This window comes from Bacillus sp. BSL6 (assembly GCF_052928345.1).
On record NZ_JAVGCW010000004.1, the window covers coordinates 402,399 to 427,460 of the forward strand.

Here is a 25,062-nt window from a genome sequence, read left to right on the forward strand (position 1 = left end):
ATTTTAGTTGAAATACATTCATTCTAAATTAAGAAGAATAGGAGCTTTTTTATATACAAATAATAAGCCTCAAGGAGTTGTTGACATGTATTTCATATTGAATATGTTAGGGATTTTCGTTGTCATATTAATTGTTTACTTATGTTCGCCTAATAAAAAACATATAAAATGGAGACCAATTGTAATTCTCATCATATTGGAGCTTTTTATTACGTGGTTTATGTTAGGCACAAAGCTAGGCAGTATTATCATTAATAAAATTGCTTCATTTTTCAGTTGGCTACTGGCATGTGCGAATGAAGGAATTCGATTTGCATTTCCTTCTGCTATGGAAAATCAAACAATTGATTTCTTCTTTAGCGCATTACTTCCTATCATTTTTGTTATCACGTTCTTTGATATTCTTTCTTACTTTGGAATCTTAACTTGGATTATTGATAAAGTAGGTGCAATTATTTCAAAGATTTCTCGTTTACCAAAGTTAGAAAGCTTCTTTTCGATTCAAATGATGTTTTTAGGGAACACCGAAGCGCTTGCTGTTGTTCGGGATCAATTATCTGTTTTAAAAGAAAATCGTCTGCTGACTTTTGGAATTATGAGTATGAGTAGCGTCAGCGGATCCATTCTTGGTGCTTATTTATCAATGGTTCCAGCAACATATATTTTCAGCGCAATCCCATTAAATTGTATTAACGCATTAATTTTAGCCAATGTATTAAATCCTGTGGAAGTTTCGAAAGAAGAAGATGTTGTTTACACACCTTCCAAACATGAAAAAAAAGATTTCTTTTCTACTATTTCAAACAGCATGTTAGTCGGGATGAATATGGTTATCGTTATTTTAGCTATGGTAATTGGTTATGTAGCTTTAACTGCATGTTTAAATGGGATTTTAGGATTTTTTGTAACGGGGTTAACAATTCAAAAAATTTTCTCCATTATCTTTAGTCCTTTCGCTTTTTTACTCGGTTTATCGGGCAGTGATGCTATGTATGTAGCTGAATTAATGGGGATCAAAATAACGACGAATGAATTTGTTGCAATGATGGATTTAAAATCAAACTTAAAGTCTTTACAACCGCATACGGTTGCGGTTGCCACAACATTTCTAGCTTCTTTTGCTAACTTTAGTACAGTAGGTATGATTTATGGAACTTACAATTCATTATTTGGCGGCGAAAAATCATCAGTCATCGGGAAAAATGTTTGGAAGCTTCTTGTGAGCGGAATGGCTGTTTCCTTATTAAGCGCTATGCTTGTTGGGCTTTTTGTATGGTAAATAATTTTTAAAATAAAAGACACCCAAACGAATTGAGTGTCTTTTATTTTTATTTTCGAATTTGTCCATTTCCACGAATGACGTATTTTGTAGAAGTTAATGCAGGAAGCCCCATTGGTCCCCTTACGTGTAGCTTTTGTGTACTGATGCCAATCTCAGCTCCGAATCCGAATTCAGATCCATCAGTAAAACGAGTTGATGCATTATGATACAGCGCAGCAGCATCAACAGATACGAAAAATTTGCTGACGTTTTCCTCGTTTTCTGAAATAATCGCTTCAGAATGCATAGATCCATACGTATTTATGTGATGAATCGCTTCTTCTATAGAAGAAACTAATTTAACTGCTAGCGTGAGAGATAAAAATTCTGTCCCCCAGTCTTCTTCTGAAGCAAGTACAATTGATGGATCCATTGCCAATGCTTTTTGATCACCACGTAGCTCCACGCCTCTTTTCTTCAAAGAAGAAAACAACTCGCTACCATATTGCTCTGCCCACTTCTCATGAAGTACAATCGTTTCAATTGCATTACATACAGATGGACGCTGCGTTTTTGCATTTATAATAATATCAAATGCCATTTGTTTATCCGCTGTTTCATCAATGAAAACATGACAATTTCCCGCACCTGTTTCAAGTACTGGGACAGACGCTTCCCTCACAACAGTATCGATTAATTGCTTGCCACCTCTTGGAATAAGAACGTCTAGATAATCATTCATTGTAAACAACTGCTTTGCGCTATCTCGCGTTGTATCTTCTATAAGCTGTACACTTTCTTCTGGTAAGCTTGTTTGTTTGAGCGCTCTGTGAATAACGGCAACGATGGCTTTATTAGAATGAATAGCAGAAGAACTACCACGTAATATGACTGCGTTTCCTGTCTTCAAACAAATTGTAGCAGCATCCACTGTTACATTCGGTCTTGCCTCGTAAATCATCCCAACAACACCAAGTGGTACGCGCATTTCCTGAATAGATAATCCATTTGGCCTTTCCCATGCACTTACACATTCTCCTACAGGATCACGTAATTCAATTAGCTGCTTAATCCCTTCTGTCATATCAACAATACGATTTTCAGTTAGCATAAGACGATCAAGGAGTGAATCCGAAAATCCTTTTGCCTTACCTTCTTCTATATCTCGTTTGTTTTCCTCTAAAATATAAACTGTTTCACTTATTAATTGATTTGCAATTGCATCAAGTGCTTCGTTTTTTTGATGTGTAGATTTTAGTACCAGTTCCCTAGCAACCTCTTTTGCTCTTTTCCCCTTTGTCAACACTTCATTCATTTTTATTTCCTCCTTTTTAAGGTTAAAAAACTATATTCTTAAAGTGAAACCCAATGATCTCTATGGATGACTTCATAATTATGCCTTTCGCCTCTTGCTTGAATATGTTGACTTTGCATACCTTTTATCTCTCTTAATTCCTCTGCACTATATGTGCATTGTCCTTTTCCAATTACGCGCCCTTGTTGCGTCATTACTTCTACAACATCGCCAACTTTGAAAAATCCTGACACATTTGTAACACCAGCAGGAAGAAGACTTTTACCATGCTGAATGATAGCTGTAGTTGCTCCGGCGTCTATTTCAATTTGACCGCTAACAACCGAATGCAAAGCGATCCATTGCTTATTCATCTTCATTTCTTTTTGAGGGGCATTTCCGACATACGTTCCGTCACCTTTCCCCTTCAAAACATCAACAAATTTCTCTTGTCCACGTCCTGTACCGATAAATACACTTACCCCAAGAGATAGCGCCGTCTTTGCAGCATCGACTTTTGATTTCATTCCGCCAGTCCCAAGTTTTGAGCCAGCATCTCCTGCAAGAGAAGCGATTTCTTCTGTAACTTCAGGAAGGAAATAATATTTTTTCGCATCCTCATTTTTCTGAGGATTTTTATCATATAAACCATTCACATCTGTAAAAATCATCAGCATATCCGCCGAAACAAGTCCGCTTACTAAAGCTGACAGCATATCATTATCACCGAACGTTAGCTCTTCTAAAGAAATGGAATCATTTTCATTAATAATTGGAAGAGCAGAACGGTTTAGTAACTCTCCTAACGTAGCGTAAGCGTTACTATATTGTTCTTTTCTAGAAAAATCACTTCTCGTCAGCAATAGTTGTGCAGTAACGATACCGTATTTATGAAACTCCTCCGCGTACGCCTGCATTAATAAACTTTGTCCGACTGCCGCTGCAGCCTGTTTCCCTTTAATTGTTACAGGTCTGCTAGGGTATCCTAGAGCAGAAAAACCTGCAGCAACGGCCCCAGATGTAATTAACAACACTTCATGCCCTTCCTCTTTCAATCGAGCTAATGCCGCAACATGATCTGAAAGTTGTTCTTTAGAAATGCCTCCATGACTATCCGCCAAAGAACTGCTCCCAATCTTTACAACTATTCGCTGTTTCTTCACTTTTTTATCCCCCAAGTCTAAAATCAAAGTTTTTTATACATTACATTTCTATTCATACAGCTTGCAGCGATTTCTATTCTTATGAGTGCTGCACGTAGCCTATTTAAGAGCAAAATAAAAATGACCGCTTCGCCCTTCATAAAATAAAAAGGACGAAACGGTCATTGTTCCGCGGTACCACCTTAATTGATATACATAGATATCCACTTGGTGCCTATAACGCAGGCGAACGCCTAAACTTTCATTTAAGACTCAGGGATAGGTTCGATATATTCTATACGAGGAATCTTTCAGCCGGTGAATTCCACTCTCTTTCGCAAGAAGACATATGTACTATTTCCCTTCAACGATTTTCGGTTTAATTTTTTTATATTATGCGATATAGTTCGATTTAGTGTCAAGAGGTATTTTTAAAAATACATAGAGCTGCGAGTTACTTGTATGAAGTTATTGCCCTACTGAATGAAAATACAAATCAATATAAGTTCAACTCATATTTATAAACATAAACCTTACATTATAGTGTATACATTTACAAAATGTCGAATATAATTAATTTTTATCTTTTCATGTTGCAAAAAGGAATATATTCTCTTAGAATATTTCTTTATATTGCATGGAGATGTTATTGTTATATTAAGATAATACTTTCGAAATGATATAATTTATTAAAAAGGAGCAAGATTGAATTATTATGGATAAACAAATTGGATTCATCGGATGCGGAAATATGGGGATGGCTATAATTGGCGGGATGCTAAACAAAAAGATAGTGTCTTCAAATAAAATCATGTGTTCAGATTTAAACACGACGAATTTAGAAAATGCTAGTACAAAGTACGGAATAACTATAACTACTGACAACAATGAAGTCGCTAAAAATGCTGATATTTTAATTTTATCAATTAAACCAGACTTATACCCATCAGTAATTAACGAAATTAAAGAAGTGATAAAAAACGATGCTATCATCGTTACGATCGCTGCTGGTAAAAGTATTAAAAGTACTGAAAATGCCTTTAATAAAAAATTAAAAGTTGTAAGAGTAATGCCTAATACTCCTGCTCTTGTTGGAGAAGGAATGTCTGCATTATGCCCGAATGAAATGGTGACAGAAAAAGATTTAGAAGAAGTGCTAAACATTTTCAATAGTTTTGGTCAATCAGAGATTGTAAGTGAAAAGTTAATGGATGTTGTAACATCTGTAAGTGGTTCTTCACCAGCATACGTATATATGATTATAGAAGCGATGGCAGATGCTGCTGTACTAGATGGTATGCCAAGAAATCAAGCATATAAATTCGCTGCTCAAGCAGTATTAGGCTCTGCAAAAATGGTACTAGAAACAGGAATACATCCAGGTGAATTGAAAGATATGGTTTGTTCTCCTGGGGGAACAACGATAGAAGCTGTAGCAACTTTAGAGGAAAAAGGCTTACGAACAGCCATCATTTCAGCTATGCAACGTTGTACACAAAAGTCTGTCGAACTATCTGGTCAAACGAAAAAGTAAAACTATAAATTCACATGAATGTAATTAGAAATGCACTACATGATAAACGGCCAAACTCGAATTTACTTGAGTTTGGCCGTTTTAGTTTTTAATTATATTAAAATAATTTCATTTTCCCCTTCCCTACTATACTTGTGTAATTTTATTAGAAACAAGTAATTTTTCAATGCAAATCGGTAACATATCTAATAGCGTTTCAAATGCGTAATTTACATCTAGACGTTCTGTCCATTGATGTGCATCTTTTCCTACCGGCCCCATATTTAATACTGGAACGTCAAATTCTTCTAGTTCCTGAAGTGGAATTGAGTAACCTTTATCCCATAATGGCATATTGTCTACAAGTGAGCTCATTGAATGTAATGGATTTTGTAAGCCCACATAGCTTAAATCTGAAATTCCTCCAAAATAGTTTTGGTTTTCAAATGAAATATTATGATTGAAGTTTGCATACTTTTCCATCTCTCCAACTACCTCTTTAATTAATTGGTTGTTGCGTGAACTTACAGCTGGATAATATGGCGGAGCAAAGAAAAGTACAATCATCGGTGCTTTTTCTTTACATAAGATGGCTAATTTATCTACTAAATCAATCGTTACCGCACGATCATCTTTATCTTCTCTATTTTTTATAATGCTAAATTGAATTTCATTTATTTTCTCTTGCCCATGTTGTTCAATTGCATATGCGATAAGCTCTTCATACGTTAATACATTTACTTTGAGGTTAGGTGGTATAAATGGATTATATTTAGAAAAACGATAAGCTTGCTTCTCATATGATTCTTCTATTTTTCCTGCTACTTTCGTTACTTTTTGACGCAGCAATGAAACGACATCTGTCATTGATTTTTCTAGTAAAAACAAATTAAATAATGTGACTGCACGATGCGGAATTTGTACAGAGTAATCCTCCTTTAAGTCCCTTTGAAGTAAATTAGTTGGCGGAGGACTCGCTTCCCCTTCTACAATATCACAAAGGTCTGTATTCAACTCTAATTCTGCTGTTATTAATGAAGCCATATAACTCCCATTTAGGCCCGCAAAAGGTTCACCTACATGTGTCTCTTTTCCGTAGCAAAGAAAACCAGGTAACACTTTACCAATAGAACCAGTGTAAATATATTTCTTTTGGTCACCAGGATGCCTTGAAAACATAGGCTCTGAATTTAGTACCGTTTTATACTCTAAATCATGTTCTCTTGCTAACTCTAGTAATCTTGGAACAGCAGCTCTCATCCCTACAGAGTTTACTTCTTCATCTGGTACAGCCAATAAAAGAACATTCCCATCAAATCTTCCTTCACAAGCTTGCTCAATCATCGCCATTTGTAACGCAAGGCCGCATTTCATATCCATTGTTCCTCTACCAAACAGCCAATCTCCTTGTTCTATATCTTCACGTACATGGTCTGGTAATTCATCTTTATGAGAATAAAACATAGATGTTAACTTTTTAGGATTAAATGCATCTTCTTTCCACACTCCGTAATCTTGCACATCTACAACATCAAAGTGACTAACTAAAATTACGGTATTTTTTGTACGGTCACTTTTCTTTACTAGTGCTGTAACAAAATATCTTTCGTCCCCTGTCGGATTTTTCTGCAAATGGTACGGATTTTCTTTGAAGTACTGTAAATCAGATAATTGTTCTACAACGAAGTCTGGCAATATCACTTCAGCTTCTGTACCTGTAATACTAGGAATTTCAACAAGACCGCTTAATAATTGAATCAATTGTTCTTTTGATTGCCACTTTGACATATAAATCCCCCTATTTTTCCGTATTATGAAAACGAATTCCAGTATATGAATAAAAAATGACGACAGCTATCAAAACTATAGTTCTGATGTACTGCCGATTTTTATTGATATTTCATGTGCTGCTTGTTTTACCTTACTAATAAGAAAAGATAGTCGATCATCATTAATGCGATGACTAATTAACCCAACACTTAATGCTCCTACTACTTTATGATTAAATCCGATAATAGGTGCAGCTACTGAAGCTGTCCCTTCTGTTTTTTCTCCATAACTGACAGCATATCCTTCGTTTCTTATTTGCTTTATTTGATCAAGAAGAATTTGCTTTTGTTCTGGTAAGGCAGAAAGTAGTTGCTCAACAATATATTCCATTTCATTCTGTTTCATATTGGCAAGCATTGTTTTATTTGCAGCACCAATTGAAAGAGGAATCTGTTCCCCTAAGTTATCAATAACTCGAATTTTTAAAGGGCTATCCATTCTTTCAATAATAATAGAATGTGTTCCATTTGGAATGTTCAAATAAACACTTTCTTCCACTTCATAGGCCAATCGTTTCATTACTTCTCTTGCGACTGATCTGTAGTCTACCTTCTCCAATTGTCGTAATCCTATTTCCATCCACATTGGTCCAATTTTGTACTGTTTCGTCTCTGAAATTTGTGTAACTAGCCCATGCTCGATTAGAGAGTTAAGTAATCTATGTACTGTACTAACTGGGAGATGTGTTCTGTCCGCTATATCAGAAATGGCCCAATACTCTTTTTCATTAGTAGAATTTAATAACTTTATAATACTTATCGCTCGATCAATGGACTGTACCATAACTCACCTCTACTTCACTTGTAATATGTTAGCACGCTCAATTACCTATCAATTTAACAAACATTCGAAATGAAATCAATCTATTTATTTAATTTTCTAAAAATAAAAATATGTTGCGAACAATAATTTGAAAGCGTAAACAAAAAAATATTGACTTTTCTTTTTAATTATCTGAAAATTATAACAAGATTTCACATCACGGAATATATTCCACAATACGGAAAAACATCAAACTTTATTCTATCAACTACGAAAGTGAGGAAAACAATGGCGCAAGTAAATAATACAAACAATGAATTAAAACGTACGATGAAAAGTAGACACTTATTCATGATTGCACTCGGTGGTGTGATTGGAACGGGATTATTTAACGGATCTGGTTTTATTATAAGTCAGGCTGGACCTGGTGGATCCGTACTTGCCTTTATGGCCGGTGGATTATTAATGTATTTCGTTATGCTATGTCTTGGTGAACTCGCTGTAGCCATGCCTGTTTCGGGGTCTTTCCAGGAATATGCCACTAAGTTTATCAATCCTGCAACTGGCTTTACAATCGGATGGTTATATTGGTTAAGCTGGGCGAATACGACCGGCCTTGAATTTACAACTGCCGGCATTACAATGCAGCGCTGGTTTCCTGATATTCCTGTTTGGGTTTGGTGTTTAATATTTGGCGTTACAATCTTCACGATTAACGCACTATCTGCTCGTAGTTATGCAGAAACAGAATTTTGGTTTTCAAGTATAAAAGTATCTGCCATTATCGCTTTTATTATTCTTGGCGGCGCCGCTATGTTCGGTTTAATTGATTTAAAAGGCGACGAACCAGCTCCGCTATTATCAAATTTCGTAAATCATGGTGGTTTATTCCCAAATGGACTTGCAGCTATTCTATTAACAATGGTTACAGTCAATTATTCCTTCCAGGGTACAGAACTTGTCGGAATCGCAGCAGGTGAAAGTGAAGATCCAGCAAAAACTTTACCTCGTTCTATTAGAAATATTATATGGCGCACGATGTTTTTCTTCGTCTTAGCAATCTTTGTTCTTGTTGCTTTAATTCCTTGGGAAGAAGCAGGATTAACAAAAAGCCCGTTCGTTGCTGTTTTTGATAATATCGGTATTCCATATGCAGCTGATATTATGAACTTTGTTATTCTTACAGCTGTTCTTTCTGTCGCAAACTCAGGACTTTACGCGGCAACTCGTATGCTTTGGTCATTATCAAAAAATGAAATGGCTCCAGCCTTTTTAAAGAAATTATCATCACGAGGAATACCTCTAAACGCTTTAATTATGACAATTGCTATTTCTGCTTTTTCTCTTTTAACAAGCGTTGTAGCAGCTGAAACTGTTTACTTATGGTTAATTTCTATTTCGGGCGTCATAACAATCATTGTTTGGATGTCAATTTGTGTTTCTCAATTCTTTTTCCGTAAACATTATGTAGCAGACGGTGGAAAATTAGAAGACTTAAAATTTAAAACGCCACTTTACCCACTTGTACCAATACTTGGTTTTGGACTGTATGGCATTATATTAATTAGTCTTATCTTTATCCCTGAACAACGACTTGGAATCTATTGCACTGTACCGTTTATCATTTTTTGCTACACGTACTATCACTTTAAAGTGAAGAAAAGAATTGCTACTAACACTCGTAGTGAAAGTAAAATTAGCGAAACTATGTAATACTATACTTATATATAAAAGACCGCACATAGCTTTTACCTTATGTGCGGTCTTTTATCCTTCTAATTCGCTTTAAAATTATACAATGGCTTAATAATGTGTTTTATATCTATCGTTTCTTTTGTATTTTCTATAATTTCATCCATTGGCTTATATACCATTGGTGCCTCGTCAATTGTACTTTCTACTACTGATGTAGTCCAAACCTCTGTCATCGTATTTTGAAATTCCTCTAGACTCAATGATTCTTTAGCCTTCTTACGACTCATGATACGTCCTGCCCCATGCGGACCAGAAAAATTCCAGTCTGGATTACCTTTACCAAATGCAATAATTGAACCATCTCTCATGTTAATTGGAATAATGACTCGTTCATCTTTCTGAGCTGAAATAGCACCTTTTCGTAGAATCATATTTTCTATGTCAATATAGTTATGTATTGTAGTAAATTGATCTGTAATTTTCCAGTCCATTTTCGTAACAATTTCATCAATCATTGCTTTACGATTTAACGCCGCATATTTTTGGGCAATATTCATGTCATTCATATAATCTTTGAATCCTTGCCCTTCTAAATAAGCTAGTTCTTTACGAATCTTTGGCTTCTGAATTTCACGTAAAGTTTCTTGTATTTCTTTTGCTCTCCCCTCTTTCATTAATCTCTTAATAATTTCATCTTTCATTGATGTAACATCAATGAGTTGTTCATATGCGAGGTTTTGGTAATACTCTGCTATTTGTTTACCTAAATTACGAGAACCACTATGAATGACAATATATACATTACCTTTATCGTCCTCATTCAATTCGACAAAATGATTTCCTCCCCCAAGTGTACCTATACTTTTTTGAGCGCGTTGTAATGTAAATGGAGCTCTCACACCATCAAAATCAATCATTTTTGAGAATCGATGTTCTTTATCTCGTATACGAAAACCACTTGGAACGAATTTACGAATTGTTTCGTCTAAGTAATCGAAATTAATTTCTTCTTTTTTCTTATCAATTACAACAACTTCCATCCCACACCCAATATCTACCCCTACAAGATTAGGAACAATTTTATCTTGTATTGTCATTGTTGTCCCAATCGTACAACCTGCTCCTGCATGTGTATCTGGCATAATACGAATTTGACTATCCTTTACAAATTCTTGGTTACAAAGATCAACAATCTGCCCTATCGCAGTCTCATCAACGTTATGTGTAAAAATTTTCGCTTCATTGTATTTTCCTTGTAATTTCAACATCTTTCATTTTCCCTTCCTTTTGAAAGAATTATTTTATTACGTTGTTTCTGTTCTTATCATTACTCTCATCCACCTTCTGCTTTCCATTATATATGCACGATATCCATCACAGTAATAAAAAAATATGATGATTATTCTTGTTTACATAATATATTTACCGTCTCTTTATGTTTATACCTACACATGTATTTTTCCACGTCCCCGATATCAGTTATACATAACAAAAACTCCCCTTACATCGATAATGATTAAGGGGAGTTTTATAGCCGATGAATTTATAGTTCCGATTTCACCCGGACAGAAACATTATTTTTAATTATATTTTTGACTTCTTTAAAGCTAACAAAATTGTTACTTTTCTCATCCCAAAGACGGAAACGAAGTGAACGCAAGCTTGTAGCAAGTGTAATCGTTGGTACATTTTTTAACGGAAGCGTATTATTGTGTGCCTCTTCTAGTTTATAGTTAGGTACTCTTGGACTTAAATGGTGAACATGATGGAATCCAATATTACCAGTTAAGAATTGCAAGATTTTTGGAAGTTTATAAAATGAACTTCCTTCCACAGCCGCTTTCACATATTCCCAATCTTTATCTTCTTCAAAATAAGAATCCTCGAATGTGTGCTGTACGTAAAACAGCCAAATCCCTACTGAACCTGCAATTAAGAATATCGTACCATGTACTAATAGGAACGATTGCCATCCTATTGCCCAGCAAAGTATAGCTACTACGGCAACAATTATAATATTCGTCAAATACGTATTCATACGTTCTTTCTGTCTTGCACCTTTTCGGTTAAATCTATTTTTAAGCAAGAATACATAAATCGGACCTAAACCAAACATAACGAATGGATTGCGATATAAACGATATGCTAAACGAAGTCTAAATGGCGCAGCTACATATTCATCCACTGTAAGTGTCCAAATATCTCCTGTACCTCTCTTATCTAAATTACCACTTGTAGCGTGATGAATTGCATGATCATGCCCCCATTGATCAAATGGGAATAACGTTAACACACCCATACATGTCCCTACTATTCTATTTGCACGTCGACTTTTAAAGAATGAATAATGGGTACAATCATGAAAAATAATGAAAATTCGTGTCATAAAACCAGCAGCTAACAGAGATGGAACTACTGCTAACAGATAAGAAACGGACAAACTTTTATAAGCGAGGTACCATAAAATAATAAACGGCACGACTGTGTTAATAAGTTGCCACACACTTTTTTTAATTGTTGATTTTTCATAAGGGGCAACTTGTTTTTTTAAATTTTTAGTTTTTTCTAATGTCATTTTTTTAATTCCCTTCCTTTATGTTGCTAATTCATATTATAGCATACTATTAGTATCAGGTGTTAAAAGTAGATGTAATAAATATTATTATATACTATAAAATTCTCTTTTTTCTTACTCAATACTTACAAATTACTTACTCCCCAAATAGCGCTATAATTGGACAAATGGAGCGTTTTATTTATAAAATGAACTTCTACAAACTTTTTCACAAGCAGAAAAGAGCTGCCATAAGTCAGTTTCACCGGCTTATGGCAGCTCCTCTTCATTTCATTTTATTTTATCGATGGATCCAAACTGCACCTGCAGACTTGTCTTCAGCTTGACCTACTACTTCAAACTTCAATCCTAGTTTAGGTAACTTACGTCCCGCATCTGGAATAACGCTGTTGATGTATTGCTTAGAATCATCAAATTTTGCAACTCCTGGTAATCCTTTATAGTCAAAGATACCGCGAGTTGGTGAATTTACTTTCCATGCTGGCGTTTGATCAAATGAGAATGCCGCATCGGCAATTTGATAACGTGTACTGCTCTTCACAGTAGGTTGTCCGTTTAATGTTCCTACGATTGCCTCTGGATGAGAATCTACTACTCCAAGGAACCCTTCACCTGGATGAACGCCTACCCAGTTATCTGTAAAGCTTTGATCCGCATACCATACAACCATTCCTGTATTAAATACTGGACCACGTGCATATTGTAATGCAGTATCAGACCCGGCGTAATTACGCCACTCGATATAGTAGTTATGTTTCTTCTGTTCAAATCCGTTAGACACAGTAAATCCTTTTAATGTCATTGCTGGCTGGCCTTCTGCGTCATCAGAGAAAACAACTTTTCCATCTACAGTTAATGCTGCATTGTCTAACGCAAATCCTTTATATGCTACTGCAATATCTGTTACATACTCAAATTGCAGTTTTACTTTCTTTCCTTTGAATTGATTTAAATCATATGATTTATCAATCCACTTACCATCCGTTGTATCTATACCGCCTTTTACATCTTTTTCGCCCATTCGATCAATGCGTGTCTTCGTTCCATCTTCTGCAATCGCATATACGTCAAGGAAATCATACTTCGCTTCCAGTTCGTAAAATGCCTTATAATCGAACTTAGCATCCGTTGCAGTCGTTAAGTCAAATACTGGTGTCTCAAGTGTTGTATGAATATCATTTCCTTTCGTGCTGTAATAAAACTTCTTACCAAATGCTGACTCAATATTTTTTATATCTTTGTCTGGCAAGTTAACACGAATGATTCCTGGTCGTTTTGATTTTGTCACACTTTGATCTAAATATGTTGCAGTACCGATTCCCGTACGAAGTTTATCATAATCTACCTCAACAATATTCGCCCAGTTCCCCTTCATATTTTTTTGGAAAAACTCTTTATTTTGCGGTGAGAAACTTGTTGGCTCTGTACCTGCAATTTTTCCAGCCCAGCTACCGCCGCTCATTAGAGACCATGATTCAACTGGTTCACCTTGTCCTGAATACTTTGTATCATATTCATCTGGCAAGCCTAAATCATGACCATACTCATGTGCAAACACACCAACCGCTCCGTCTTCTGGCTCGATTGTATAATCGTATGCAGCCATCTTTCCGCCCCAGTTCGAAACAGAAGATTTTGTCCCATCAATCGCATATGGCTTCGACCCTAGTTTTGAACGATGAGACCAAATTGCATCATCTTTCAATTTACCACCGCCAGCTTCTTGACCCACGCCTGCATGTACTACCATTAAATGATCGATGATTCCATCTGGCTCATTTTTATTTCCATCACCATCTTGATCGTATTGATCAAATTGGTCATAATCTGCTAAATTGATACCTTTTGCTACTGCTGCTTTTAATGCTTCTTTCACAAAATCTTTTGGGCCTAAAGGACCTTTGTTGTCATGACCAGTTCCCGCATCAGCACCATAATCTGACGCTTTTCCTGGAACAGTAAGCCATTCTGTTACAGTTCCATCAACTGTGTAGCTTCCGCCAGATTGTTCTTCATAATATTGTTTAAATGTATTAATCTTCGATCCATCAAATAACGTAAATGGCTCATCACCAAATAACATTTTTTGATAATGTTCACGATTAAAGTCCTTAGAATACATATACCCCGGTTCTTGATCGATATTATTATGCTTAAAATCGCTAAATTCTACGAGTAATACAAGTACTTTATCTTTTCGAACAGCCCCATTGTACTCAGCTTGCTTCGCTGGTGTAGTCGGTACTTTTCCATTTAATTTTCCTGGGTTCAATCCTGGACCTTGCCCAGCTACTGGTCCTACTTCGGATTGCTGCGCCTGTTCATTTTCCTTCATTTTTGCATCTTTTACTTTTTTCATAAAATCTGAAGCTTCTTGCGTAAGATTATCTCCTGTCAAGATTTCTTTTCCAGGGTTTTCCCCTTTCTTTTTCTCAACATATTTTTCGACAGCCTTTGATGTCTCAGCTTGTGATGCAGATTGATCGATTACTCCCCGTTGCTTCAGCGCTTCTGCCAAGCGTTCCTCTGGTATTAAATGCTCATCAATTGGTAGAGATGGTGGCGTATCAGCATACGCTGCATGACTTCCAAAAGCAAACGTACTACTTAGCACTGCTGCTGTTGTTAATACCGCTAAAGGTTTTAATTTCTTTTTCTTTTTCAATGTATTTCCTCCCCAGTGTCTGCAAATTATCGATTTTTGCCGATAGCAATATAATATTCGTTATAATACGAATATTCAATCTTTTTAAAACGCTGAAATGTTGAGAAATATTTTTTCTAGGATGAAAAACATAAAATAGGTAAATTTACAGGAAGTTCACTCTAGAATTTGCGGTTCTCTTTCCTCGTTTTTTCGAATGAAATCTCACCTATACAAAAATGCCAATTCCTAAGTAGTAGCTAAGGAATTGGCATTTTTTTAACGAGAATGCTTTATGAATAAACGACTTGCTTCTTCTGGTACATAGAACTTACCATTGCTTTCTACAACAACACTTCCTAGTTCATAATCTTTATTCTTAATACGAATTATATTTTTGTTAACAAATAATTGAGCTGTTACATTATTATGTTTTACTATGAGTACAGGATTCGCTACATCAGTTTTATCTATTGTTACAGTTGCACCATTCTGCTTAAAAGCTAATTCACTCTCTACAAACAATTTTTTTGTTACTTCTTCTAAGTTAAAGCCCATCGCTTTCGCTATTGTCTTTGCAACGTCTGTGTTTTGAATCAAACCAACTGGCTTTTGAGGACCGTATGAATATAAAAACACATCCTCACCAGTATGTCCTCCTGTTGTGAAGCCTATGTTCGCACGGTTAGCCAATAATGTAGTGAAAATTGGACCTACATCTATTTTCTTTTTAACCACTTTTAACCTTTCTTTTTCATCATAAGTTAAATTGTCCAACCCGTATAATTTAGCTACCTCTTCTACATTGGATATATCAGACTTCAAATTATTGATAGTCCCTTCAAGTGTCATTTTCGCTTTTTTCAACGGATCAATATATGCAGAGACCGGCGTAGTATTATAACCTTTTGTCGTATTCATATTGCCAATAGAAATACCGCTGTTACCATGGTCCGCTACGGCTATTAGCATCGTATTACCATCTTTTTTTGCAAATCTTAATGCTTCTGCAACTGCATGATCAAATGCTAACACATCACTAATCATCCCAATTGGATCATTCACATGTGCCGCCCAATCTGGCTTACTTCCTTCCACAAATAAAAAGAACCCATCTTTATCTTTTGATAACGTTTGAATGGCTTTTTCCGTCATTTGCGAAAGTGTTGGTTGCTCCGGATTTGTTGCTTCACGATCCATATCAAATGCTAAGGCATTATGTGAGAAAGAGCCCCAAATTTTATTAGATTTAGATTTCAATAATGCCTCTTTCGTTTCAATAAAGTCGTAGCCTTTATTTTGAATCACTTTTACTAAATCTTCACCATCTTTTCGAATCCCACTATCTCTCTCAGGTAGAAGTGCCGCTTTTCCCCCGCCTAATACGACATCTATATTTTGATACACTTGTTGCTCCGCAATTACGTCAAAATGCTTGCGGTTTACATGGTGAGCAGAGAACCCAGCAGGAGTAGCATGCTGAATTTCAGCTGTAGCAACAATTCCAGTTGCGCGACCAGTACGTTTCGCACCTTCTAAAACATTGGCAACTGGACGTAACTTGTCCTCTTCTTTTATTGATTTTAAGCCAGGTGAACTCACAATAGTAGGTAATACCCCTACATATCCAGAATTCGATTTATTCCCCGTCGCTAAAGCTGTAGCTGCTGGAGCTGAGTCTGTTATAGCTGATTCCGCCGAATATGTACGAACTCCTCCTGTTACAATTTCATCTAATGCAAGTAGTTTCCCTTTATACAAGCGAGCTAATGTAGTTGCTGAAGAACTCGTTCCGTCCATAACCATTATGATTACATTTTTCGGTTGTCGTTCTACTTTTTTCACTTTCGCTTCCACCGTATGATCATCCATCATACTTTCAGTACATAACATACTTAGTGTGATCGTTCCTACTAACAGTAACTTCTTCATCTTTAAACCCAATACAAACATGATTGCGCCTCCATTAGTTTCACATTCATTTACATACAAAATTCTGACTGCCTACATATGTTTTATTAGTTCCCAATTTTTATAAAGCTAACAATAGTAACTTTCTTATTCATTACATCTCGGTATAGTTCATCTATCTTATAAAGAAGATTTTTCATTATTAACTTGTTAAACAATAAATCCCCAATTGAATTAAATAAAAATTTATTGTTTAACAATAAATTTCGTGGTAAATTAATAAGATATTAAATAAATGAGGTGCTTTTTATGAAACAAGGATCAACACTTTTCTTAAAGACAGCTGTGATTCTAATGGGTATCCCTGTTCTTGCTATGTGCATTTTTTTAGTCCCTAACATAGGGAATTTCGCTGCTAAATTATATCCGGAAATGGCATATATTAAATATCTTGTATTTATCAATTTATACGCGACAGCAATACCTTATTACTTCGCACTGTACCAAACATTTAAGCTTTTAAACTATATTGATAAAAACAACGCATTCTCAGAGCTGTCTGTTAAAGCTTTAAAAAATATTAAGTACAGTGCACTAGCAATTAGTGTATTATATGTATTAGGTATGCCACTTTTCTATCTTGTGGCAGAGAGAGATGACGCCCCTGGTATTATTATTATTGGAATGATTATAATTTTTGCTTCAATGGTAATCGCGGTCTTTGCTGCCGTTCTCCAAAGACTATTAAAAGATGCGATAGATATAAAATCAGAAAATGATTTAACGGTCTGAGGTGAATAATATGGCAATTATTATTAATATTGATGTAATGTTAGCGAAAAGAAAAATGAGTGTAACAGAGCTTTCGGAGAAGGTTGGAATTACAATGGCTAACCTTTCGATCTTGAAAAATGGTAAAGCAAAAGCAGTCCGTTTTTCAACTTTAGAAGCCATTTGTAAAGCATTAGAATGCCAACCTGGGGATATTTTAGAATATCAACCGGAAGAAAGCGAATAAAAAGAGTCCTTCATACGAGAAGGACTCTTTTTATTGCACATTACGGCGCAAAACTAATTTGACCAGTAAACAATAAAATAATTGCGATGATCCAAAATATAAAAAATGATGAGGATAGTATTAACGAAAGAATAGCAATCCCCTTCTTCTCTGTTTTTTTCATCATCGTTATGATAGAAAGTATGATACCTGCAACTGTTAGGGCAACGGTAATATAATCTCCCGCTATATTACCTGCATTCGCTATCCTTGTTGGCGTTATAAAAACGAATAGAAAACATAAAATGCCGATGAGTAAAGATATATAGCTTATTTTACTGTACTTCTTTTTAGGACCTATTTCAGTTTTCATACTAATCCCCCCTTCTATATAGCTATAAGTTCATATTAGCACAAATAACCATAATTTGGTTAAATCAAAAAAAGAGATACAGCAGAACTTCCACTGTATCTCTTTTTTATTTAATAAATAAACCTGCTATTTCTTCTTTGTCATTATAAGTTATAATATATGTCCGTTGTTCTTTACTATATTTCGCTACAAGAATCACAGTATATAAACCATCTTTTTCTTCAATCGATTGTTTTTCAATTTTTTCGAACTTACCAGCTTTCTCAATTACAGGTGTAAGATCTTTCATTTTTTCTTCTGGTAATCCAGCTTTCATTTTACTATCAAATTTTTCATGCACTTCTTTATACTTTGCTTCATTTAATAATGATACAGTTTCTTCCGCTTTCGGAATAAATTTTTTAGACGTATTTTCATCTACTTTATTACCGGTACATGCTGCAAGTGCAAACGCCGCGATAGCACTTATAATAATAAGTAACATTCTTCTCATTTTAATACACCCTTTCTTTTTAGAATGAAACTATAACTAAAAGTGAGTAACGCAAAAATTGCTATTGAAACTTCTGACATAATAATCCCAATTTCCCCTGGCACATATAGCGATATAATGCCAGCTAATGCATTTACAGTCCCATGGATGAGAATTGCATATACAACATAACGAAATTTCTTTTGGACGACAGCTTGCAATACAATGAAAGAAAGCCCAACATGTAATACCATCGCAAAGATGCGCTCAATACCACCGAGATAATAACTGTCACCATTTTGAATGACTGTTTGTGATAATAATAGGGATATTACCGGCATACCAACTATCAACACTGCCTCAATACCACCATGCCCTGCCCCAAATAAAAAACCAGATTGCCAATCTCGTTGTTTCATAAAATAACGCATTGCGATAAAGCGGGCTACCTCTTCAAAAATTCCAGCTGATATACTAAGCAAAACTGCAAATAGTATAGGCTGCATAACAGAAAACATTTGAAAATCTGTGCTAGTTCCATTTAAATAATTTAGCATTGGTATGCGAATCAATATTTGTGATACAACAAAAGCCAATACCCCTAACATATATGGAATATAGCATTTCTTCCAAAAAGCATATAAAAGTGCTATAAGCGGTAAACCAAAGCTAATCATTGTTGTAAAAATAAGACCATTCATCTCGCTTCACCTCTTACTTGAAGTGTATAAAATTGAGTGAAGAAAGTATGTAGTTATTTCTTATTCGGTTTCCTTTTCATCATAGATGGTCATTTCATCTCATTTAATATAAATGTTTGTGTGAAATAAGGACTTACATAAGTTGTTTCTAACGTCGCATTATTTGCTTTATTTATGATTCGTTTTAATGAGAATAGCCCGTACCCTCTAGCACCTTCTTTACTTGAATGGTTTTTCTCATAAATTTTTTGTAAATCAATCGCTTCACCCTTTGAACTATTACGCACGATAAAATATTGTCGTGAATCCATTTCAAAGAATGCGATTTGTAATATCTTTTCCTCACTACGTACTGCTTCCTCAATTGCATTATCTACTAAAACTGAAATGATACGAATAAATGAAATAATCGTCATCGAAACACTTTCAATGTTCTCTGGTATATCAAGCAGTACTTTTATTTGTTGCTGCTGAGCAGTGCTAACTTTTGCTCTTAATACGCTTCTTACTTCAGGAATTTGTATGCGAGATAATTTTGCGATATCAAGTTCATGATCATTTATTGTTTTTAATGTGGGAGCAATAACATCGTAGTACACTTGCTCAATTTCTTTTACATTTTTTGTACGTATTCCCTCTTCTAACGATAGTAATACATTCATATAATCATGACGGAAACTAGCAAGCTCATCATGCATATCCTCTAATTTCTCCACATAATCTAATAACTCTTTATCTAAACGTTTTTCATGCTCTTCTCGTAACTTTTCTTTCGATAAATGTGAGCTTATTAGTACGATGATTAGTAATAATAAAAAAATAATAATCGCTGAATTATAACTTACTTCACTGTATTGTTGATTTATTTTTGCTAAAAACTCAGTTGACGGCTGAGTTAAAATTAGTTCAATAATAAACCCGATAATTAATAATATATAAGTTACATAGTATAACGGACTACTTACTATATATTGAGCGATTTTTTGAATTCTTTTACGCGCTACTAAAATACCGATAAAAGTAAGGATTGATACGATAAGATGAATAATACTACCTGTCCATAAATATAAATTGAATGGCGTTAACATAAAGATTTTCATCCCTAAATCTAATAGCAACATTTTCACTAACGTTATAATCACCATACTCACCAGTGCAAAATATAAATTATGCTTAAATTTTAATTCATTTTGCATTAATCCTAAACTTATTAAAAATAACACAATCGTACTATTCAACTCTGGATATCTCGTTACTGTTACGACTATAGCAAGTAAAATAATGAATACCGTACTTAAAGCTATCAACATTCTAACTGACAATCTGTTGTATCGGATTAATTGTATATATAAAAACGCGTGACACATACTAGTAAGCAGTATTGCAAATAAATCATAAATATACATTACATCTCACCCTTTAATATGTTACGTACTTTACTCACTAAACGACGTGATACCGGAATACGTTTCCCGCTTTTTAAAACTATCATTTTTTGCTTCGCATCGTAAGAAGACATCTGCTTCGTATTCACGATATATGATTGATGACACCGAAATAAACGTTCATCGATTATTTCAATTTCCTTTAAAGTTCCATAAAAATAAACGATTCGATCTAATGTGACTAATGCTAAACGGTGCGGTTCATCAGTCATAACATATTCAACTTCATAAAAAGGAATCCGCACAGTGGCATTACTATTTTCAACGATAAAGTCATCGGACGGAGTAATATGCTTATTTCTTGCTTCATATTGAAGTAAACATTGTTCAAAAACTTTATATCTCTCCTCATATGACGACCCTTTATCAATAAAAGTTAATGCTGATACCATGTATTGATATGAAATAGGTGCAAATTCAGAATGTGTCGTTACAAACACAATAATTCCTTGCGTATCATACTTTCGTATTTCTTGTGCCACTTGTAACCCTTTTCGCTCTTCTCTTTTTATCTCTATATCTAAAAAATAGATTGGGACATACTTCGCCTTTGGAATATTAGTAATAATGTTTTCACTCTTACTAGTTACCTCAATAAAATCAAAAGGCAACATATATTTCTCACAAATCTCTTCAACTAACCGCTTCATTTGCTGTGCTTGTATGACATCGTCTTCTAAAATGAAAATACTCATGTAATCACTCGCTTTATTGAAATCTTTTCATCTATAGATTTATCTATAAATATATAATTCAAATTATAATAATATTCTCCTTCTCATTAATTGAAATAATTAATCTGCTATTACATAGAGAAACCTCAACTTTTCAAACAAAAAGTTGAGGTTTTCTTCAAATCAATTTATAACTAAATCCGCCCTATCCTTCGGCGATTCCATTTCTAAGTAATAATCCTCTGCCTTCCAATACCTATTTTGAAACTTCGAAAGTTTCTTTTGGGTCTCTTCGCTTTCCCGCAGAAAACGTGTCTCTCTTGGACAATCCAAGTACACCATATAATGAAAGAAATCTCTCCATTCTTTTCGCTGTAGAAAAACGCCTTCAATTACAATTACACCTACTATGGGGATCTGTACTTTTTTCATTTCACATGTATCTGTGTCATCATAATAGAACGGTAATTTCAATTTTGTTTCATATTGTAACTTTTGAAAAAACTTCTGCCGAAGCCACTTAATATCCCATTGTAAATAATAATACTCATACCATTCTTCATAGCCAGTATCATAGCGTTTATTATGCTCCACTATATAATCATCAATATGGAAAATATGAAACGGAATACTTTCTTGTTTCATATTTTCTTTTAAGTTTGTTACAAATGTTGTTTTTCCTGATCTACTTAAGCCATCTATCCCTAAAATGAACCTATTTTCTTTATGTTTCTTCATTATATTTATAAGTTCGTTTGTACTCATTACTTCTTCCACTCTTCTTTTAATAAAGAATATAAAATGGTATCATGCGCAACTCCATTTTGAATCATATGTTTTCGAAGTAATCCTTCTTCTTGAAATCCTGCTTTACTTAATAATTTTTGAGAAGATTTATTTTCTACATATACGACAGCAGCAATTCTTATTAGTTGCAGCATTTCAAATCCGTAAGTTAAAATCGCCTGTAACGCTTCCGATGCGTATCCTTGTCCCCAATATGTATCGTCTAATTCATAACCAATTTCAGCTCGCTTATGATGATGGTTAATTAAATGAAAACCGCACGTTCCGATTAATTGGCCCGTCCCCTTTTTCTCTATTCCCCAGCGAAATACACTTCCCTCTTCATAACGATTTTTAAACGTTTGAATCGTTGTTTTCGCTTGCTCAATATTTTCGAAAGAATCCATTCCGAAATAACGTATAACAGATTCTTTTGAAAAATAACGGAACATCGTTTCTGCATCTAACAGCGTTAATTCTCTTAATTGTAAACGTTCTGTTTCTAGTTTCGGAAATCCCATCACTTTTTCTCCTTCTATTCTAATGAACTGCAAATTTCAATATAATTCCCATCTGGATCAGCAATATATGCAATGGTTTGTCCCCACGGCTTTACAATTGGTTCAACTAAAATCGTAATACCTTGTTTTCTAAATTGCTCAATGTTTTTTTCTACATTTTCAACAACAAATCCTAATTCAAAATGAGAAGATTGTAACTCACCTTCTGTAAGTGGTAATCCTGTTAATTCTTTCACGTCTTGCCGCGTATTCATCGCTAATATGGTAGTACCCGTATTAAATTCAATATATGTACCATGCTCTGCTTTTATAGGTAACTGTAAAATATCTTTATAGAATTTTAAACATTCCTCAAACTTTTCTACGTATAAAATGATGTACTTCATCTTCAAATTCATTTTACATCCCCCTTTATATCCATCCCTAAAATTTCGACAAAAGCTTTATAAAAACCTTGTTTCCTATAGTAACGAGCACAAAAAAATGAGGCCGATTTCTCGGCCTCCCAGCTTATTGGCATAAAACAGGAGATTTGGTTTGGACATAACCAGTTCGTACTCTTATTATATTTTATTTTTTCTGAATTTTAAATACATTAAACACCTATTTATATTGAGAAAGTTTTTTTACTTGCATAAAATTAATGAGTTTAAGAAATGCTACAAATGGAGGTGTATACATATGGAACCAATGCTATGTCCAAGTTGTAAAACGAACCGTACCCGCTTTAATATTCTTGAGCAACAAGTAAAACCAGTCAAATTAAATCCACAAACTGGTCAAGTAGAAGAAGAATACACAAATGAAACGATGAATGCTTTTCATATGGCTTATCAAGGACCTACTTATCGCGTCCAATGTGCTGTATGCGGACTCGTTGAAAATCCTGAACAATTTATTAAACCTGCGCAAAATCAGTCTTTCTAATAATGTCATTACTATCCCTTGTAGAAAATTTTTTTCTATAGGGGATTTTTTCTTTAAATACGGTAATAAAAAACGTATCTCTTCCTTATTATATGTTAAAATCCACACCTTTTTGGTAACATTTACATAAGGAAGGTAAAACAAATGATTTTAAATAAAAAGATAATGCTTCCATCAACATTTCTACTATTAATTTGTCACATAGTCATCTTTTACTTTTGGATCTTCGATTGGAAGAAAATAATGACGCCTTACGGTCTAACAATATGGATTGTTTCTACTATTTGTGGTCTTTTACTTTATTACCATTTTAAAAATCAAAAATCTAATAAATTGATATTAATTTCTAGTTCGTTATTATTAATTATTTCTTCTTCATTTATGTTTTTTTAGGTATTGTTACTGGTATCATCTTTGTAACTGTTAGTTCTATGAATTAAAAAGTTGGTCTTTTATTATGTAAAAAAGAGTGAACAAAATAAACATATATATAAATTAGAGAAGGTGATTCCCATACACTTCACTTATACACTCCTCTAAAAATAGCACTCTTTGTTAAAATATTTCCTTTTTCAACTGTTTAAGCTTCCTAAATAAATTAATAAATGCATATGAATATATAAAAACTAAAAGCCCTACCATACCTTTATATAATCCTGATTCTGATACTCCAAGAAAACATAAGTAAAGTACTGGAATTAACGTTACAAACATAATTGCAACGAACTGTATCAATTCAACAAGTTTTTGTATCTTCGTTTCTTTGTCTGAATAAATATCAGGTAACTCATTTTCCTCGTCTACTTCTTTACAAAAATAATTCCATTTCGCAAAACTCGTTACATGTTTCCAGCCACACATTTTATATATATCAATATATTCTTGTTGTTTTTCTTTCGAATCTTTATAATCCAGTCTAAAATCCGCTTTATATATTACATCTTTCGGTTCAGTTTTCTTAAACGTATACATTACATTATACTTTTGTAAAGCCCATCCTTTTTGATGCATTTTTCTTAAAAAAGCTTCTTCTTTTTCCAAGCTCCATATCGCGAAAGGTTTGAATACCTTCTTTGTCTCCATCTCTCATTCACTCCCCTAATATACTATTTCCATTCCTTACAGACCTCTGCAATCTGTTATACTCGAGCTCTAACACTTCTCTCCCAAACGGCGTTAACTCATAGCACTTCTTTCTATCTGTTGAGGCAACTTCAACAATTAATTTCTCTTTTAATAACTTCGTCGTATTCCCGTATAAAGTTCCAGGACCGAGCTTTACTTCTCCATTTGTCATCTCTTCTACCAATTGCATAATTCCATATCCGTGCATTGGTTTCACTAGTGATAACAATATGTAATATGTCGCCTCAGTTAACGGAATATATTTTCTCGCTTTCGTATTCATTATAACCACCTCCGATACATCGTCTCATGATATATCGACTCGCGATACATCGTATACCGATATTATATATTCATATTCCAAAATATGCAAGAGTATAATTTAATAACTGAATATTTATTTATTTGAATTGA

The 25,062-nt window shown here is 34.4% G+C and carries 24 protein-coding genes, 1 pseudogene and 1 other annotated feature; of the genes and pseudogenes, 7 read left to right on the forward strand and 18 right to left on the reverse strand.

The window, feature by feature from the left end:
- Positions 1–85 precede the first annotated feature (85 nt).
- Positions 86–1,279: a NupC/NupG family nucleoside CNT transporter gene (locus RCJ96_RS16250; RefSeq protein WP_000273611.1), complete on the forward strand. Its 1,194-nt coding sequence runs from the start codon at positions 86–88 to the stop codon at positions 1,277–1,279.
- Between the two features lie 49 nt (positions 1,280–1,328).
- Here the strand turns inward: RCJ96_RS16250 and proA are convergent, their stop codons facing one another.
- The gene (proA, locus tag RCJ96_RS16255) at positions 1,329–2,576 is read right to left on the reverse strand and encodes a gamma-glutamyl phosphate reductase (RefSeq protein ID WP_416504117.1); all 1,248 of its coding nucleotides are present in this window, start codon (positions 2,574–2,576) and stop codon (positions 1,329–1,331) included.
- A gap of 38 nt (positions 2,577–2,614) precedes the next feature.
- Complete coding sequence (proB, locus tag RCJ96_RS16260; RefSeq protein ID WP_416504116.1) at positions 2,615–3,718, reverse strand: glutamate 5-kinase; 1,104 nt, start codon at positions 3,716–3,718, stop codon at positions 2,615–2,617.
- Between the two features lie 145 nt (positions 3,719–3,863).
- Positions 3,864–4,074, reverse strand: a binding site (T-box leader).
- Positions 4,075–4,412: 338 nt separating this feature from the next.
- Here proB and proC point away from each other — a divergent pair.
- Positions 4,413–5,231 carry a pyrroline-5-carboxylate reductase gene (gene proC / locus RCJ96_RS16265; RefSeq protein ID WP_242303739.1) on the forward strand — a complete coding sequence of 273 codons (819 nt, stop codon included), beginning with the start codon at positions 4,413–4,415 and terminating at the stop codon, positions 5,229–5,231.
- 126 nt (positions 5,232–5,357) lie between these two features.
- Here proC and RCJ96_RS16270 read toward each other — a convergent pair whose 3' ends face one another.
- Complete coding sequence (locus tag RCJ96_RS16270; protein WP_074608476.1) at positions 5,358–6,998, reverse strand: M20/M25/M40 family metallo-hydrolase; 1,641 nt, start codon at positions 6,996–6,998, stop codon at positions 5,358–5,360.
- A 75-nt stretch (positions 6,999–7,073) separates the two neighbouring features.
- Positions 7,074–7,823, reverse strand: coding sequence for an IclR family transcriptional regulator (locus RCJ96_RS16275; RefSeq protein ID WP_000250772.1), 750 nt, complete (start codon positions 7,821–7,823; stop codon positions 7,074–7,076).
- 267 nt (positions 7,824–8,090) lie between these two features.
- Here RCJ96_RS16275 and RCJ96_RS16280 point away from each other — a divergent pair, with 267 nt between their 5' ends.
- Positions 8,091–9,515: an amino acid permease gene (locus tag RCJ96_RS16280; RefSeq protein WP_000079977.1), complete on the forward strand. Its 1,425-nt coding sequence runs from the start codon at positions 8,091–8,093 to the stop codon at positions 9,513–9,515.
- A 62-nt stretch (positions 9,516–9,577) separates the two neighbouring features.
- Here the strand turns inward: RCJ96_RS16280 and RCJ96_RS16285 are convergent, their stop codons facing one another.
- From RCJ96_RS16285 to RCJ96_RS16300, 4 genes are all read right to left on the reverse strand, one after another.
- Positions 9,578–10,765 carry an RtcB family protein gene (locus RCJ96_RS16285; RefSeq protein ID WP_242303738.1) on the reverse strand — a complete coding sequence of 396 codons (1,188 nt, stop codon included), beginning with the start codon at positions 10,763–10,765 and terminating at the stop codon, positions 9,578–9,580.
- A gap of 275 nt (positions 10,766–11,040) precedes the next feature.
- The gene (locus tag RCJ96_RS16290) at positions 11,041–12,072 is read right to left on the reverse strand and encodes a fatty acid desaturase (protein ID WP_000171466.1); all 1,032 of its coding nucleotides are present in this window, start codon (positions 12,070–12,072) and stop codon (positions 11,041–11,043) included.
- 280 nt (positions 12,073–12,352) lie between these two features.
- On the reverse strand, positions 12,353–14,737 hold the full coding sequence (locus tag RCJ96_RS16295) for an immune inhibitor A domain-containing protein (protein WP_074608479.1): 2,385 nt from the start codon (positions 14,735–14,737) through the stop codon (positions 12,353–12,355).
- 258 nt (positions 14,738–14,995) lie between these two features.
- The gene (locus RCJ96_RS16300; protein ID WP_242303736.1) at positions 14,996–16,669 is read right to left on the reverse strand and encodes an alkaline phosphatase; all 1,674 of its coding nucleotides are present in this window, start codon (positions 16,667–16,669) and stop codon (positions 14,996–14,998) included.
- 267 nt (positions 16,670–16,936) lie between these two features.
- On the opposite strand from RCJ96_RS16300, the gene RCJ96_RS16305 reads away from it, so the two are divergent.
- Positions 16,937–17,419 (forward strand): DUF2975 domain-containing protein, encoded by a 483-nt coding sequence (locus tag RCJ96_RS16305; RefSeq protein ID WP_242303735.1) that lies wholly within the window; start codon positions 16,937–16,939, stop codon positions 17,417–17,419.
- A 10-nt stretch (positions 17,420–17,429) separates the two neighbouring features.
- Positions 17,430–17,645 (forward strand): helix-turn-helix domain-containing protein, encoded by a 216-nt coding sequence (locus RCJ96_RS16310; RefSeq protein ID WP_000974621.1) that lies wholly within the window; start codon positions 17,430–17,432, stop codon positions 17,643–17,645.
- A 40-nt stretch (positions 17,646–17,685) separates the two neighbouring features.
- On the opposite strand, the gene RCJ96_RS16315 is transcribed toward RCJ96_RS16310, so the two are convergent.
- The 8 genes from RCJ96_RS16315 to RCJ96_RS16350 all read right to left on the reverse strand — a co-directional run bounded on the left by RCJ96_RS16315 (position 17,686) and on the right by RCJ96_RS16350 (position 22,994).
- Positions 17,686–17,997, reverse strand: a complete 312-nt coding sequence (locus RCJ96_RS16315; RefSeq protein ID WP_062921150.1) for a hypothetical protein — start codon at positions 17,995–17,997, stop codon at positions 17,686–17,688.
- A gap of 106 nt (positions 17,998–18,103) precedes the next feature.
- The gene (locus tag RCJ96_RS16320) at positions 18,104–18,490 is read right to left on the reverse strand and encodes a DUF3887 domain-containing protein (RefSeq protein WP_416504114.1); all 387 of its coding nucleotides are present in this window, start codon (positions 18,488–18,490) and stop codon (positions 18,104–18,106) included.
- A complete protein-coding gene (locus tag RCJ96_RS16325; RefSeq protein ID WP_416504113.1) occupies positions 18,487–19,170 on the reverse strand; it encodes a YhfC family glutamic-type intramembrane protease in 684 nt (227 codons plus the stop codon). The genes RCJ96_RS16320 and RCJ96_RS16325 overlap by 4 nt, the downstream gene beginning before the upstream one ends.
- 89 nt (positions 19,171–19,259) lie before the next feature.
- Complete coding sequence (locus RCJ96_RS16330) at positions 19,260–20,576, reverse strand: GHKL domain-containing protein (RefSeq protein WP_416504112.1); 1,317 nt, start codon at positions 20,574–20,576, stop codon at positions 19,260–19,262.
- Positions 20,576–21,310 (reverse strand): LytR/AlgR family response regulator transcription factor, encoded by a 735-nt coding sequence (locus tag RCJ96_RS16335; protein WP_416504111.1) that lies wholly within the window; start codon positions 21,308–21,310, stop codon positions 20,576–20,578. Before RCJ96_RS16335 ends, RCJ96_RS16330 begins: the two co-directional genes overlap by 1 nt.
- 162 nt (positions 21,311–21,472) lie before the next feature.
- On the reverse strand, positions 21,473–22,054 hold the full coding sequence (locus RCJ96_RS16340) for a kinase (RefSeq protein WP_416504110.1): 582 nt from the start codon (positions 22,052–22,054) through the stop codon (positions 21,473–21,475).
- Positions 22,054–22,596 carry a GNAT family N-acetyltransferase gene (locus tag RCJ96_RS16345; protein ID WP_000506670.1) on the reverse strand — a complete coding sequence of 181 codons (543 nt, stop codon included), beginning with the start codon at positions 22,594–22,596 and terminating at the stop codon, positions 22,054–22,056. Before RCJ96_RS16345 ends, RCJ96_RS16340 begins: the two co-directional genes overlap by 1 nt.
- A gap of 14 nt (positions 22,597–22,610) precedes the next feature.
- Complete coding sequence (locus RCJ96_RS16350; RefSeq protein WP_270795981.1) at positions 22,611–22,994, reverse strand: VOC family protein; 384 nt, start codon at positions 22,992–22,994, stop codon at positions 22,611–22,613.
- A 283-nt stretch (positions 22,995–23,277) separates the two neighbouring features.
- Here RCJ96_RS16350 and RCJ96_RS16355 point away from each other — a divergent pair, with 283 nt between their 5' ends.
- Entirely contained in the window at positions 23,278–23,523 is a 246-nt protein-coding gene (locus RCJ96_RS16355) for a hypothetical protein (protein WP_000433609.1), read from the forward strand.
- Positions 23,524–23,667: 144 nt separating this feature from the next.
- Positions 23,668–23,963, forward strand: a pseudogene (locus RCJ96_RS16360) (hypothetical protein).
- Between the two features lie 115 nt (positions 23,964–24,078).
- Here RCJ96_RS16360 and RCJ96_RS16365 read toward each other — a convergent pair.
- Entirely contained in the window at positions 24,079–24,534 is a 456-nt protein-coding gene (locus RCJ96_RS16365; protein WP_001982304.1) for a DUF2812 domain-containing protein, read from the reverse strand.
- Between the two features lie 79 nt (positions 24,535–24,613).
- Positions 24,614–24,931: a PadR family transcriptional regulator gene (locus tag RCJ96_RS16370; protein WP_001092635.1), complete on the reverse strand. Its 318-nt coding sequence runs from the start codon at positions 24,929–24,931 to the stop codon at positions 24,614–24,616.
- Positions 24,932–25,062: the final 131 nt, after the last annotated feature.

Excerpts from the sequence above, each read along its gene's own strand:
- RCJ96_RS16250 (WP_000273611.1), top strand. The coding sequence starts at position 86 with ATGTATTTCATATTGAATATGTTAGGGATTTTCGTTGTCATATTAATT.
- proA (WP_416504117.1), bottom strand. The coding sequence starts at position 2,576 with ATGAATGAAGTGTTGACAAAGGGGAAAAGAGCAAAAGAGGTTGCTAGG.
- proC (WP_242303739.1), top strand. The coding sequence starts at position 4,413 with ATGGATAAACAAATTGGATTCATCGGATGCGGAAATATGGGGATGGCT.
- RCJ96_RS16270 (WP_074608476.1), bottom strand. The coding sequence starts at position 6,998 with ATGTCAAAGTGGCAATCAAAAGAACAATTGATTCAATTATTAAGCGGT.
- RCJ96_RS16275 (WP_000250772.1), bottom strand. The coding sequence starts at position 7,823 with ATGGTACAGTCCATTGATCGAGCGATAAGTATTATAAAGTTATTAAAT.
- RCJ96_RS16280 (WP_000079977.1), top strand. The coding sequence starts at position 8,091 with ATGGCGCAAGTAAATAATACAAACAATGAATTAAAACGTACGATGAAA.
- RCJ96_RS16285 (WP_242303738.1), bottom strand. The coding sequence starts at position 10,765 with ATGTTGAAATTACAAGGAAAATACAATGAAGCGAAAATTTTTACACAT.
- RCJ96_RS16290 (WP_000171466.1), bottom strand. The coding sequence starts at position 12,072 with ATGACATTAGAAAAAACTAAAAATTTAAAAAAACAAGTTGCCCCTTAT.
- RCJ96_RS16300 (WP_242303736.1), bottom strand. The coding sequence starts at position 16,669 with ATGTTTGTATTGGGTTTAAAGATGAAGAAGTTACTGTTAGTAGGAACG.
- RCJ96_RS16305 (WP_242303735.1), top strand. The coding sequence starts at position 16,937 with ATGAAACAAGGATCAACACTTTTCTTAAAGACAGCTGTGATTCTAATG.
- RCJ96_RS16310 (WP_000974621.1), top strand. The coding sequence starts at position 17,430 with ATGGCAATTATTATTAATATTGATGTAATGTTAGCGAAAAGAAAAATG.
- RCJ96_RS16315 (WP_062921150.1), bottom strand. The coding sequence starts at position 17,997 with ATGAAAACTGAAATAGGTCCTAAAAAGAAGTACAGTAAAATAAGCTAT.
- RCJ96_RS16320 (WP_416504114.1), bottom strand. The coding sequence starts at position 18,490 with ATGAGAAGAATGTTACTTATTATTATAAGTGCTATCGCGGCGTTTGCA.
- RCJ96_RS16325 (WP_416504113.1), bottom strand. The coding sequence starts at position 19,170 with ATGAATGGTCTTATTTTTACAACAATGATTAGCTTTGGTTTACCGCTT.
- RCJ96_RS16330 (WP_416504112.1), bottom strand. The coding sequence starts at position 20,576 with ATGTATATTTATGATTTATTTGCAATACTGCTTACTAGTATGTGTCAC.
- RCJ96_RS16335 (WP_416504111.1), bottom strand. The coding sequence starts at position 21,310 with ATGAGTATTTTCATTTTAGAAGACGATGTCATACAAGCACAGCAAATG.
- RCJ96_RS16340 (WP_416504110.1), bottom strand. The coding sequence starts at position 22,054 with ATGAGTACAAACGAACTTATAAATATAATGAAGAAACATAAAGAAAAT.
- RCJ96_RS16345 (WP_000506670.1), bottom strand. The coding sequence starts at position 22,596 with ATGGGATTTCCGAAACTAGAAACAGAACGTTTACAATTAAGAGAATTA.
- RCJ96_RS16350 (WP_270795981.1), bottom strand. The coding sequence starts at position 22,994 with ATGAATTTGAAGATGAAGTACATCATTTTATACGTAGAAAAGTTTGAG.
- RCJ96_RS16355 (WP_000433609.1), top strand. The coding sequence starts at position 23,278 with ATGGAACCAATGCTATGTCCAAGTTGTAAAACGAACCGTACCCGCTTT.
- RCJ96_RS16365 (WP_001982304.1), bottom strand. The coding sequence starts at position 24,534 with ATGCATCAAAAAGGATGGGCTTTACAAAAGTATAATGTAATGTATACG.
- RCJ96_RS16370 (WP_001092635.1), bottom strand. The coding sequence starts at position 24,931 with ATGAATACGAAAGCGAGAAAATATATTCCGTTAACTGAGGCGACATAT.